Source organism: Pseudomonas fitomaticsae (assembly GCF_021018765.1).
Taxonomy (GTDB): Bacteria; Pseudomonadota; Gammaproteobacteria; order Pseudomonadales; family Pseudomonadaceae; genus Aquipseudomonas; species Aquipseudomonas fitomaticsae.
This window is the reverse complement of sequence record NZ_CP075567.1, coordinates 1195507-1208357: the sequence shown is the minus strand read 5'-3', so window position 1 is coordinate 1208357 and position 12851 is coordinate 1195507. Positions and strand designations below refer to the sequence as shown.

The window sequence follows — 12851 nt, the reverse complement described above, 5'->3', positions numbered from 1 at the left end:
ATATGCCCAAAAAACCGCCAGATATACCGAGATAGACACCTCACCTAGAAAAACGATATTTCCGCGCCCACCGAAACCCCGGCTACCCTCCTCCCCACAACGACCTCCAATACACCCGGGGACTCCATGGATCGATTCACCTTCAAACCACTCCTGATCACCCTGGCCCTGACCGCCATAACCCCAATCGCCAACGCAGCAACAACCCTGGTCTACTGCTCCGAAGCCAGCCCCGCCGGCTTCGACCCCAGCCAATACACCAGCGGCACCGACTTCGACGCCTCCGCCGAAACCGTCTTCAACCGCCTCACCCAATTCAAACGCGGCGGCACCGAAATCGAACCCGGCCTGGCGACGAACTGGGACGTAAGCCCGGACGGCCTCCAATACACCTTCCACCTGCGCCAAAACGTAAAGTTCCACACCACCGACTACTTCACCCCGACCCGCACCTTCAACGCCGACGACGTCCTGTTCACCTTCCAGCGCCTGCTCGACCCGGAGAACGCCTTCCGCAAGGCCTACCCCGCCGAATCCCCGTACTTCACCGACATGGGCCTGAACACCACGATCAAATCCGTGGAAAAGCTCGACGAAAACACCGTGCGCTTCAACCTGAACAACGTCGATGCCGCCTTCGTGCAAAACCTCGCCATGAGCTTCGCCTCGGTGCAATCGGCCGAATACGCCGCCCAACTGCTGAAGGAAGGCCACGCCGCCGACCTCAACCAGAAACCGGTCGGCACCGGCCCGTTCGTGTTCAAGCGTTACCAGAAGGACGCGCAGATCCGCTACGCAGCGAACAAGGACTACTGGAAACCCGAGGACGTGAAGCTCGATAACCTGGTGTTCTCGATCACCCCGGACGCCGCCGTACGCCTGCAAAAGCTCAAGACCGGCGAATGCCAGGTCAGCGGCTACCCGCGCCCGGCCGACATCGAAGTGATGGAAAAAGACCCGAATCTGCGGGTGTTGAAACAGGCCGGTTTCAACCTCGGTTTCCTCGCCTACAACACCACCCATCCACCGCTGGATCAGCTCAAAGTGCGTCAGGCGCTGGACATGGCCATCGACAAACCGGCAATCATCAAGGCGGTTTACCAGAGTGCCGGGCAGTTGGCACAGAACGCCTTGCCGCCCGCGCAATGGTCGTTCGATCCGAACATAAAAGACGCGCCACACGACCCGGTAAAAGCCAGGGCGCTACTCAAGGAAGCCGGGGTTGCACCCGGTACAACCATCAACCTCTGGGCCATGACCGTGCAGCGCGCCTCGAACCCGAATGCGCGGATGTCGGCACAGATGATCCAGCAGGATTGGGAGAAGATCGGCATCAAGGCCAACATCGTCAGTTACGAATGGGGCGAGTACATCAAGCGCGCCAAGAATGGCGAACACGACGCGATGATCTACGGCTGGACCGGTGACAACGGCGACCCGGACAACTGGCTGGGCGTGCTTTACAGCTGCGCGGCGGTGAACGGCAGCAACTACGCCAAGTGGTGCGACCCGGCCTACGACAAGCTGGTACAGCAGGCCAAGGTATCCACCGATAAATCGCAACGGGTAAAACTGTATCAACAGGCGCAACTGATCCTTAAACAGCAGGTGCCGATCACGCCGATCGCCAACTCCACGGTGTTCCAGCCGCTGCGCAAGGAAGTCACTGACTTCAAGATCAGCCCGTTCGGTCTAACCCCCTTCTATGGCGTGGGTATAAATAAGTAACACCCGGCCCCAATCCGGCGCGCACAACGTGACTAATGCACCGTTTTGGGGCTTCGTTTGCACCGTAAAAACCGGCCGCAAACGGTCAAATGCGTCAGAAGTTATACGGATGCGACATTAAGGTACGTTCGTGCCACGCTTTGACGCCACCGAGCGCTCTGGATCTTGCATTGGGTATGGGCCCTGCATAAGTATCCGCAGGCACGACTCACGAGGTCGTACCTCACAACTAAAAAATGACAACAAATCATGAGGCCAACATGCTTAAACACGCGGTCATTCCGTTTTTAGTCGGCGCAGGCTTGTTAGCCTCCGCACCTTTCGCCACCGCTGCGACTAACCTGGTGTTCTGCTCCGAAGGCAGCCCGGCCGGTTTCGATCCAGGCCAATACACCACCGGAACCGACTTCGACGCCTCAGCCGAAACCATGTTCAACCGTCTGACCCAGTTCGAGCGTGGCGGCACCGCCGTGATTCCTGGTCTGGCGACCAAGTGGGACATCTCGGATGACGGCCTGACCTACACCTTCCACCTGCGTGAAGGCGTCAAGTTCCACACCACCCCGTATTTCAAGCCGACTCGTGAGTTCAACGCCGACGACGTGCTGTTCACCTTCAATCGCATGATTAACAAGGATGACCCGTTCCGTAAGGCGTACCCGACCGAATTCCCGTACTTCACCGACATGGGGATGGACACCAACATCACCAAGATCGATAAAGTCGACGACCACACCGTCAAGTTCACCCTGAAAGAAGTCGATGCCGCGTTCATCCAGAACATGGCCATGAGCTTCGCGTCGATCCAGTCCGCCGAGTACGCAGCCCAGCTGCTGAAGGAAGGCAAGGCTGCCGACATCAACCAGAAGCCGATCGGCACTGGCCCGTTCGTGTTCAAGAGCTACCAGAAAGACTCCAACATCCGCTACACCGGGAACAAGGACTACTGGAAGCCTGACGACGTGAAGATCGACAACCTGATCTTCGCCATCACCACCGACCCGTCGGTTCGTATCCAGAAGCTGAAAAAGAACGAGTGCCAGGTCACCCTGTTCCCGCGTCCGGCCGACCTCGCGGCACTGAAAGCCGATCCTGCGCTGAAGATGCCTGACCAGGCTGGCTTCAACCTGGGCTACATCGCCTACAACGTGATGGACAAGGTCAAGGGCAGCAACGAGCCGAACCCGCTGGCCGACCTGCGCGTTCGCCAGGCACTGGACATGTCGGTCAACAAGCCTCAGATCATCGACTCGGTTTACCAGGGCGCCGGCCAACTGGCCGTCAACGCCATGCCGCCGACCCAGTGGTCTTACGACACCACCATCAAGGACGCCAAGTACGATCCCGAGAAAGCCAAACAGCTGCTCAAGGAAGCCGGCGTCAAGGAAGGTACCGAGATCGTCCTGTGGGCGATGCCGGTTCAGCGTCCGTACAACCCGAACGCCAAGCTGATGGCTGAAATGCTCCAGTCCGACTGGGCGAAGATCGGCCTGAAAGTGAAGATTCAAAGCTACGAGTGGGGCGAGTACATCAAGCGCTCCAAAGGTGGCGAGAACCAGGGCATGCTGATTGGCTGGAGCGGTGACAATGGTGATCCGGACAACTGGCTCAACGTGTTGTTTGGTTGCGACTCCCTGAGTGGCAACAACTTCTCCAAATGGTGCGACAAGAAATTCGACGGCCTCGTGAAAGAAGCCAAGCGCACTACTGACCAGGCCAAGCGCACCGAACTCTACAAAGAGGCGCAGCACGTCCTCAAAGATGCAGTCCCTATGACACCTATCGCTCACTCGACGGTGTATCAACCCATGCGCGCCAACGTGCAGGACTTCAAGATCAGCCCATTCGGCTTGAACTCCTTCTACGGCGTCAGCGTCAGTAAATAAAAGAAGCAGCGGCGACGTTTTCAGCGTCGCCGCTGTTTTTTTTGCCGAGAAGTCAGGAATTTGCCTACAGCCTTTTCCAACCAGTCTTACTGGCTTGGGCTAGGACGTGTCGCCTTTTCCTACGAGTCTTTAGGACTCAGCGCATTTACTGCCAGACCCACGGCCCCTACCGTCGGGTTCTGACCAGTGACTGCGTGGGCTATCGGTTTTGCTGTTCGTACTGGATTGAGCTCGATGCAGCCACAACGTCCCTGGACGGGATCGCGGCGCATTGAAAAACACTAAGAAAAGAGGGAGCGTCATGCGCCATACCTTGGTTTTTTCCGCATTGCTGGGCGCCGGCCTGTTGGCCGCCACGTCCGCCAGTTTCGCCGCCAGCAACAGCCTGGTGTTCTGCTCCGAAGGCAGTCCGGCCGGTTTCGATACCGCCCAGTACACGACGGCGACCGATAACGACGCCGCCGAACCGCTGTACAACCGACTGGCCGAGTTCGAAAAAGGCGCGACCAATGTCGTACCGGGCCTGGCAACCAGTTGGGATATTTCCGAGGATGGTCTCAAGTACACCTTTCACCTGCGTGAAGGTGTGAAATTTCATACAACGCCGTACTTCAAACCTACGCGCGATTTCAACGCCGACGACGTGCTGTTCACGTTTAACCGCATGCTCGATCCGCAACAGCCATTCCGTAAGGCTTATCCGACCGAATTCCCGTATTTCAACGGGATGAGCCTCAACAAGAACATCGCCAAGGTCGAGAAGACCGGGCCGCTGACCGTGCAGTTCACGCTCAACAGCGTCGACGCCGCGTTCATCCAGAACATCGCCATGAGCTTCGCCGCCATCCTGTCTGCCGAATACGCCGACAAGCTGTTGGCCGAAGGCAAGCCGAGCGACATCAACCAGAAGCCGATCGGCACTGGCCCGTTCGTGTTCAAGAGCTATCAGAAAGACTCGAACATCCGTTACACCGGCAACCCGCATTACTGGGATCCGAGCCGGGTGAAGCTGAAAAACCTGATTTTCGCGATCAATACCGACGCTTCGGTACGCGTGCAGAAGCTCAAGGCCGGTGAATGCCAGGTCACCCTGCATCCGCGCCCGGCCGATGTTCCGGCGCTGAAGAACGACGCGAAACTGCAACTGATCGAGAAGCCGGGCTTCAACCTCGGTTACATCGCCTACAACGTCCGCCACAAGCCGTTCGACCAGCTCGAAGTGCGTCAGGCGCTGGACATGGCGGTGAATAAACAGGGAATTCTCAACGCTGTTTATCAAGGCGCCGGCCAGTTGGCCGTCAACGCCATGCCGCCGACCCAATGGTCCTACGACGACACGATCAAGGACGCCGCCTACAACCCGGAGAAAGCCAAAGAGCTGCTCAAGGCTGCCGGCGTCAAGGAAGGCACCGAGATCACCCTGTGGGCGATGCCGGTACAACGTCCGTACAACCCCAACGCCAAACTGATGGCCGAAATGCTCCAGGCCGACTGGGCCAAGATCGGTCTGAAAGTGAAGATCGTCAGCTACGAATGGGGCGAGTACATCAAGCGCACCAAGAACGGCGAACACGACATCAGCCTGATCGGCTGGACCGGTGACAACGGGGATCCGGACAACTGGCTCGGCACGCTCTACAGCTGCGACGCCATCGGCGGCAACAACTACTCCATGTGGTGCGATCAGACTTACGACAAGCTGATCAAACAGGCCAAGGTCGTCACCGACCGTGACCAGCGCACCGTGCTCTACAAACAGGCCCAGCAACTGCTCAAGCAGCAAGTGCCGATCACGCCTGTCGCTCACTCGACGGTCAACCAGCCACTGAGCGCCAAAGTCGAAGGGTTCAAAGTGAGCCCGTTCGGTCGCAACGTGTTTTCGGGTGTCAGCATCGATTAAACAAAAAACCGATTAGCCGCAATGCTGAGGGGGGCCGTCTACCCCCTCACGCAAGCGCTTTGCCGAAATTCGCCAATCAGGCCTTTTGCAAACGTTTGCGATGTGTGAATGAGTTCTAAACCAATAACCGGCCAACCCAAAAAAGCCGGCATAAAAAGAAAGTAAAGGAGCTTCACCCATGAAACTGAGCAATACCGCGATATTGGCCTTGGCCATCAGCAGCATCACCGCCACGGCTTACGCGGAAACCCAAAGCCAGGCGTTCACCCCGGTGACCGTCAACGAGAAAAGCGCCCAGGCTGAAGCCACCGGCTTCCTCGAAGGTCAGTCGATCAGCGGCTCGACCCGTAACTGGTACGCCAACGAACAACTGAAACGCGGCGGCAAGTTCACCTATCGCAAGGATGGCGTGGCCACTCCGACCGACCGCCGTATCAACTGGGTGCAAGGCACCATCGTCAAGTACAACTCGGGCTTCACCGAAGGCACCGTCGGTTTCAGCACCGAAGTGGCGGCGTACAACGCCATCGCGCTGGAGCGTGACCGCGAGAACCTGGCGTCCAACAACGGTGGCGCACCGGGCACCCGTCCAGGCGCAGGCAACAACCGTACCCTGACCCGTGAAGGCGGCGAAGCCCAGGGCCAGTGGAGCAAAGTCGGCCTGGCCAACGTCAAGGCGCGTATCTCCAACACCACCCTGACCGCCGGCCGCATGAACTTCAGCAGCCCGCAGGTTGACGTGATCGGCAACCGTCCGCTGCCATCGAGCTTCGAAGGTATCGCGATCCACAGCGAAGAACTGAACAACCTGTCCTTCGACCTGGCCTCGTTCGACCGCGTTTCGCCGCGTACCGAAGAAAGCCTGAGCAAGTTCCGCTCCGAATACGGCGCGATCGATGCCGAAGCCGACCACGTTCACACCGGCGGCATCTCGTACCAGCCGTTCGCCAGCCTGACCACCAGCCTGTGGGGCACCCAGGCCGAAGACCTGTGGAACCAGTACTACTTCGGCGCCACCCACGTGCTGGGTGACAGCTCGGTGCTGGCTCTGACCACCGGCCTGAACTACTACAAGACCGTGGACGAAGGTAAGAAAAAACTGGGCGAAATCGACAACGACACCTACTCCCTGTCGTTCGGCCTGACTCACCAGGCGCATACCCTGACCTTCTCCTACCAGGAAGTGAACGGTAACGAGTACTTCGACTACCTGCACGAAACCAACGGCATCTACCTGGCCAACTCCCTGCTGTCGGACTTCAACGGCCCGAACGAGAAATCCTTTCAGGTGGCCTACGGTCTGAACATGGCCGAATACGGCGTGCCAGGCCTGAAGTTCAACATCTACCAGGCCCGCGGCTGGGGCATCGACGGCACTCACTACAAGGGTGGCGGCTACGACGGCGTGCAGTCGATGGACGGCGAGCACCACTATGAATACGGCATCGGTGCCGCTTATGCGGTACAGAGCGGTCCTCTGAAAGCCACCACCGTTCGCGCGACCTACACAGCGCACCGTGCGAGCGAAAACCAGGCTGACGGCAGCATCAACGAGTTCCGTCTGGTGACCACCGTTCCTTTCAACATCCTGTAAAAACGCCAGCCGACGGCTGACTCAGTGACGAGTCGGCCGTTCGGCTTTTTGTCTTCAACCGATTGCAGAGGGTTCTTGATGAAAATGCTTCCCCTACGTGCGGCCATCGCGGCTGCGTTGCTGAGTGTCGCTGTCGGCGTCTCGGCCAAACCCTTGGTGGTCTGCACCGAAGCCAGCCCGGAAGGCTTCGATATGGTCCAGTACACGACTGCAGTCACTGCCGACGCGGTGGCCGAAACCATCTTCAACCGTCTGGCGGACTTCAAGCCCGGCACCACCGAAGTGATTCCGGCGCTGGCCGAGTCCTGGGACATCAGCGAAGACGGCCTGACCTACACGTTCCACCTGCGCAAAGGCGTCAAGTTCCACACCACCGAATACTTCAAGCCGACCCGCGACATGAACGCCGACGACGTGGTCTGGAGTTTCCAGCGTCAGCTGGACCCGAATCACCCGTGGCACAAACTGTCGAGCGTGGGCTTCCCGTACTTTGAAAGCATGGGCTTCAAGGAACTGCTCAAAAGCGTCGAGAAAATCGACGACAACACCGTCAAGTTCACCCTGACCCGCCGCGAAGCGCCGTTCCTGGCCGACATCGCCATGGCGTTCTCCTCGATCTATTCGGCCGAATACGCCGACCAGTTGCTCAAGGCCAACAAGACCGGCGACCTGAACAACAAACCGGTCGGTACCGGCCCGTTCATCTTCCAGCGTTACGCCAAGGACGCTCAGGTTCGCTTCAAGGCCAACCCGGACTACTTCCGCGGCAAGGCCCCGGCTGACGCGCTGATCCTGGCGATTGCCACCGACAACAACGTGCGTCTGCAGAAGCTCAAGGCCAACGAGTGCCAGATCGCGCTGTATCCGAAACCGGATGACATCCCGAGCATCAAGAAAGACAGCAACCTGAAAGTCGATGAAATGGACGCGATGACCGTCTCGTACATCGCCATGAACACCCAGCACAAGTACATCAGCGACGTGCGGGTGCGCAAAGCGATCGACATCGCCTTCGACAAGGAAGCCTACGTCAACGCCCTGTTCGGCAAAGGCAACGCGTCGGTCGCGGTCAACCCGTACCCGCCGACCCTGCTGGGCTACAACCACGACCTGAAGAACCCGCCCCGTGACCTCGACGCCGCCCGCAAGCTGCTCAAGGAAGCCGGCGTACCGGAAGGCACCGTGTTTACCCTGTTTACCCGCAACGGCGGCGGCCCGACCAACCCGAACCCGATGCTCGGCGCGCAGATGATGCAGGCTGACCTGGCGAAAGTCGGGATCAAGATCGACATCCGCGTGATGGAATGGGGCGAGATGCTCAAACGCGCCAAGGCCGGCGAGCACGACATGGTCTCGGCCGGATGGGCGGGCGACAACGGCGACCCGGATAACTTCCTGACGCCTATGCTCAGTTGCGAAGCCGCCAAGAACGGCGAAAACTACGCTCGCTGGTGCAACGAGAAATTCCAGACCCTGCTCGACGAAGCACGGGCTAAAGTAGATCCGGCCGAACGCGCCAAGCTGTATGAAGAAGCGCAAGTCATCTTCAATCAGGACCAGCCATGGATCAGCATGGCCCACACCCGGATGTTCACCGCAATGCGCAACAACGTAGAGGGCTATCACATCAGCCCTCTGACAACCAATAACTTCGCCACCACCCAGGTGAAGTAGATAAGAAAACTCCCGGCCTCCCTGACCCCAGGGTCGCCGGGCACGCCTAACCGGCTGATGAGGTACCACACACGATGTTTAGTTTTATTGCCCGCCGACTGGGGTTGTTGATCCCCACGTTTTTCGGCATCACCTTGCTGACTTTCGCGTTGATTCGCATGATTCCCGGCGACCCCGTGGAAGTGATGATGGGCGAACGTCGGGTCGACCCCGAAATGCACGCTCAGGCAATGGAACGCCTCGGTCTGAACAAACCGTTGTACGCCCAGTACCTGGACTACATCGGCAAACTGGCCCATGGCGACCTCGGCGAATCCCTGCGCACCCGTGAGAGCGTATGGACCGAGTTCACCTCCCTCTTCCCGGCGACCCTGGAACTGTCCATGGCCGCCCTGCTGTTCGCCGGCATCCTGGGCCTGCTGGCCGGGGTGATTGCGGCACTCAAGCGAGGATCCCTGTTCGACCACGGGGTGATGGGCATCTCCCTCGCGGGTTATTCGATGCCGATCTTCTGGTGGGGCCTGATCCTCATCATGTTCTTCTCGGTGAGCCTGGGCTGGACCCCGGTGTCCGGGCGGATCGACCTGCTCTACGACATCGAGCCGCGCACCGGTTTCATGCTGATCGACACCCTGCTGGCCGATGACATGGGCGCGTTCCTCGATGCCCTGCACCACCTGATTCTGCCGGCCATCGTGCTGGGTACCATTCCGCTGGCGGTGATCGCGCGGATGACCCGTTCGTCGATGCTCGAAGTATTGCGTGAAGACTACATCCGCACCGCCAAGGCCAAAGGCCTGTCGCCGTCGCGCGTGGTGTTCGTGCACGGTCTGCGCAACGCGCTGATTCCGGTACTGACCGTGGTCGGCCTGCAAGTCGGCACCCTGCTGGCCGGTGCGGTCCTGACCGAAACCATCTTCTCCTGGCCCGGCATCGGTAAATGGCTGATCGAAGCCATCGGCGCCCGGGACTACCCGGTTGTGCAAAACGGCATCCTGTTAATCGCCTGCCTGGTGATTCTGGTCAACTTCGTGGTGGACATCCTCTACGGCTTTGCCAACCCACGCATCCGTCATCAGCGCTGAGGTCAATACCCATGAGCACTCCAACTTCCTCAGTAGTCACCGCCGCCACCGCCGTGGATCAAAGTCTGCTGTACCCGTCACCGTACAAAGAGTTCTGGCAGGCCTTCGCCAAGAACAAGGGCGCCGTCGCCGGCCTGCTGTTCATGCTGCTGGTGATTTTCTGCGCGATCTTCGCGCCGTGGGTCGCCCCGCATAACCCGAGCGAGCAATACCGTGACTTCCTGCTGACGCCGCCGGCGTGGCTCGAAGGCGGGCAGATGCAATTCCTGCTCGGCACCGATGAACTGGGTCGCGACTTGCTGTCGCGTCTGATCCAGGGGTCGCGCCTGTCGCTGCTGATCGGTCTGTCATCGGTGGTGATGTCGCTGATCCCGGGGATCCTGCTGGGTCTGTTCGCCGGTTTCTTCCCGAAAGTGGTCGGCCCGACCATCATGCGTCTGATGGACATCATGCTGGCCCTGCCGTCGCTGCTGCTGGCCGTGGCGATCGTCGCCATCCTCGGCCCAGGCCTGATCAACACCGTGATCGCGATTGCCGTGGTGTCCTTGCCGTCCTACGTGCGTCTGACCCGTGCTGCCGTGATGGGTGAACTGAACCGCGACTACGTGACCGCCGCGCGCCTGGCCGGTGCCGGTCTGCCACGCCTGATGTTCATCACCGTGCTGCCGAACTGCATGGCACCGCTGATCGTTCAGGCGACCCTGAGCTTCTCCTCGGCGATCCTCGATGCCGCCGCCCTGGGCTTCCTCGGCCTCGGCGTCCAGCCGCCAACCCCTGAGTGGGGCACCATGCTGGCCTCGGCCCGCGACTACATCGAACGCGCCTGGTGGGTGGTGAGTCTGCCTGGTTTGACCATTTTGCTCAGCGTGCTGGCAATCAACTTGATGGGCGACGGCCTGCGCGATGCGCTGGACCCGAAACTCAAGAACGCCGCCTGAGGAGATTCCCATGTCACTGTTAGAAATCAAGAATCTCAACGTTCGCTTCGGCGACAAGAACGCCACCCCGGTCGTGGACGGCCTCGACCTGAAAGTCGACAAGGGCGAAGTCCTGGCGATCGTGGGCGAGTCGGGTTCCGGCAAGTCCGTGACCATGATGGCGCTGATGGGCCTGATCGAGCACCCGGGGATCGTCACCGCCGATTCGCTGAGCTTCGACGGCAAGAACATGCTCAAGCTGAACAACCGCCAGCGTCGGCAGATTGTCGGCAAAGACCTGGCGATGGTGTTCCAGGACCCGATGACCGCGCTGAACCCGAGCTACACCGTCGGTTTCCAGATCGAAGAAGTGCTGCGCCTGCACCTGAAAATGTCCGGCAAGCAAGCGCGCAAACGTGCGATCGAGCTGCTGGAAAAAGTCGAAATCCCGGGCGCCGCCAGCCGTATGGACGCCTACCCGCACCAACTGTCCGGCGGCATGAGCCAGCGTGTGGCGATTGCCATGGCGATTGCCGGCGAGCCGAAACTGCTGATCGCGGACGAGCCGACCACGGCACTCGACGTGACGATTCAGGCGCAGATCATGGACCTGCTGCTGGCGTTGCAGAAAGAGCAGAACATGGGCCTGGTGCTGATCACCCACGACCTCGCCGTGGTAGCCGAAACCGCCCAGCGCGTTTGCGTGATGTACGCAGGTCAAGCCGTTGAAGTTGGTCAGGTGCCGCAACTGTTCGACATCCCGGCCCACCCGTACAGCGAAGCGCTGCTCAAGGCGATTCCGGAACACAGCCAGGGTGCCGAGCGTCTGGCCACTCTGCCGGGCATCGTTCCCGGCCGTTACGACCGCCCGCAAGGCTGCCTGCTGTCGCCGCGCTGCCCGTACGTGCAGGACAGCTGCCGCGCGCAGCGTCCGACCCTTGACCCGAAAAGCCACAGCCTCGCCCGCTGCTTCTATCCGTTGAACCAGGAGGTGGCGTAATGGCCGTCGTACTTACCGCCCGCGACCTGACCCGTCACTACGAAGTCTCCCGTGGCCTGTTCAAGGGCCACGCGACCGTGCGCGCCCTCAACGGCGTGTCGTTCGAGCTGGAAGCCGGCAAGACCCTCGCCGTGGTTGGTGAATCGGGCTGCGGCAAATCCACCCTCGCCCGCGCCCTGACCCTGATCGAAGAGCCGTCGTCCGGCTCCCTGAAAATTGCCGGGCAAGAAGTGGCCGGCGCCGACAAGGCTCAGCGCAAACAACTGCGCAAAGACGTGCAGATGGTGTTCCAGAGCCCGTACGCATCGTTGAACCCTCGGCAGAAAATCGGTGATCAACTGGCCGAACCGCTGTTGATCAACACCAACCTGAGTGCTGCCGAGCGTCGCGAGAAAGTCCAGGCGATGATGAAGCAGGTCGGCTTGCGTCCCGAGCACTACCAGCGTTATCCGCACATGTTCTCCGGCGGTCAGCGTCAGCGTATCGCGCTGGCCCGAGCCATGATGCTGCAACCGAAAGTGCTGGTGGCGGACGAACCGACCTCGGCGCTGGACGTGTCGATCCAGGCGCAGGTGCTGAACCTGTTCATGGACATGCAGCAGGAGTTCAACACCGGTTACGTGTTCATCTCGCACAACCTGGCGGTGGTGCAGCACGTGGCCGATGACGTGATGGTGATGTACCTCGGTCGCCCGGTGGAAATCGGTCCGAAGCACGACATCTACGCCCGTCCTCTACACCCGTACACCCAGGCGCTGTTGTCGGCGACGCCAACCATCCACCCGGATCCGGACAAGCCGAAAATCAAGATCGTCGGCGAGCTGCCCAACCCGCTGAACCCGCCGCCTGGCTGCGCGTTCCACAAGCGCTGCCCGTACGCCACCGCGCGTTGCAGCAGCGAAGAGCCGGCCCTGCGCCAGCTCGACACGCGTCAGGTCGCGTGCCACTACGCCGAGCAATTCCTCGACGGCGCGGCATGAAAAAACCCGCCCCGTTTCCCGGGGCGGGTTGTTGATGAGTTGACCAAACCCCTTCTGCCCCGATTGCGCATCGATCGGGAAAGAAGG

General features: G+C 60.1%; 9 protein-coding genes. All 9 read left to right on the top strand.

The features are described 5' to 3' along the window. Positions 1-126 precede the first annotated feature (126 nt). The 9 genes from KJY40_RS05245 to KJY40_RS05205 all read left to right on the top strand — a co-directional run bounded on the left by KJY40_RS05245 (position 127) and on the right by KJY40_RS05205 (position 12764). On the top strand, positions 127-1728 hold the full coding sequence (locus KJY40_RS05245; protein WP_230735417.1) for an ABC transporter substrate-binding protein: 1602 nt from the start codon (positions 127-129) through the stop codon (positions 1726-1728). A 260-nt stretch (positions 1729-1988) separates the two neighbouring features. Beyond that, complete coding sequence (locus KJY40_RS05240; RefSeq protein WP_230735416.1) at positions 1989-3614, top strand: ABC transporter substrate-binding protein; 1626 nt, start codon at positions 1989-1991, stop codon at positions 3612-3614. A gap of 301 nt (positions 3615-3915) precedes the next feature. Beyond that, on the top strand, positions 3916-5514 hold the full coding sequence (locus KJY40_RS05235; protein WP_230735414.1) for an ABC transporter substrate-binding protein: 1599 nt from the start codon (positions 3916-3918) through the stop codon (positions 5512-5514). Between the two features lie 178 nt (positions 5515-5692). Beyond that, the gene (locus tag KJY40_RS05230) at positions 5693-7108 is read left to right on the top strand and encodes an OprD family porin (protein ID WP_127796912.1); all 1416 of its coding nucleotides are present in this window, start codon (positions 5693-5695) and stop codon (positions 7106-7108) included. Between the two features lie 78 nt (positions 7109-7186). Then, positions 7187-8782 (top strand): ABC transporter substrate-binding protein, encoded by a 1596-nt coding sequence (locus tag KJY40_RS05225; RefSeq protein WP_230735413.1) that lies wholly within the window; start codon positions 7187-7189, stop codon positions 8780-8782. A 74-nt stretch (positions 8783-8856) separates the two neighbouring features. Beyond that, positions 8857-9867, top strand: a complete 1011-nt coding sequence (locus KJY40_RS05220) for an ABC transporter permease subunit (protein ID WP_007953665.1) — start codon at positions 8857-8859, stop codon at positions 9865-9867. A gap of 11 nt (positions 9868-9878) precedes the next feature. After that, entirely contained in the window at positions 9879-10805 is a 927-nt protein-coding gene (locus KJY40_RS05215) for an ABC transporter permease subunit (protein ID WP_039769224.1), read from the top strand. A 10-nt stretch (positions 10806-10815) separates the two neighbouring features. Continuing rightward, positions 10816-11784: an ABC transporter ATP-binding protein gene (locus KJY40_RS05210; RefSeq protein ID WP_011332433.1), complete on the top strand. Its 969-nt coding sequence runs from the start codon at positions 10816-10818 to the stop codon at positions 11782-11784. Continuing rightward, positions 11784-12764, top strand: a complete 981-nt coding sequence (locus KJY40_RS05205) for a peptide ABC transporter ATP-binding protein (RefSeq protein WP_007953682.1) — start codon at positions 11784-11786, stop codon at positions 12762-12764. The genes KJY40_RS05210 and KJY40_RS05205 overlap by 1 nt, the downstream gene beginning before the upstream one ends. Positions 12765-12851 lie beyond the last annotated feature (87 nt).

Excerpts from the sequence above, each read along its gene's own strand:
- KJY40_RS05220 (WP_007953665.1), top strand. The coding sequence starts at position 8,857 with ATGTTTAGTTTTATTGCCCGCCGACTGGGGTTGTTGATCCCCACGTTT.
- KJY40_RS05205 (WP_007953682.1), top strand. The coding sequence starts at position 11,784 with ATGGCCGTCGTACTTACCGCCCGCGACCTGACCCGTCACTACGAAGTC.
- KJY40_RS05240 (WP_230735416.1), top strand. The coding sequence starts at position 1,989 with ATGCTTAAACACGCGGTCATTCCGTTTTTAGTCGGCGCAGGCTTGTTA.
- KJY40_RS05225 (WP_230735413.1), top strand. The coding sequence starts at position 7,187 with ATGAAAATGCTTCCCCTACGTGCGGCCATCGCGGCTGCGTTGCTGAGT.
- KJY40_RS05245 (WP_230735417.1), top strand. The coding sequence starts at position 127 with ATGGATCGATTCACCTTCAAACCACTCCTGATCACCCTGGCCCTGACC.
- KJY40_RS05230 (WP_127796912.1), top strand. The coding sequence starts at position 5,693 with ATGAAACTGAGCAATACCGCGATATTGGCCTTGGCCATCAGCAGCATC.
- KJY40_RS05235 (WP_230735414.1), top strand. The coding sequence starts at position 3,916 with ATGCGCCATACCTTGGTTTTTTCCGCATTGCTGGGCGCCGGCCTGTTG.
- KJY40_RS05215 (WP_039769224.1), top strand. The coding sequence starts at position 9,879 with ATGAGCACTCCAACTTCCTCAGTAGTCACCGCCGCCACCGCCGTGGAT.
- KJY40_RS05210 (WP_011332433.1), top strand. The coding sequence starts at position 10,816 with ATGTCACTGTTAGAAATCAAGAATCTCAACGTTCGCTTCGGCGACAAG.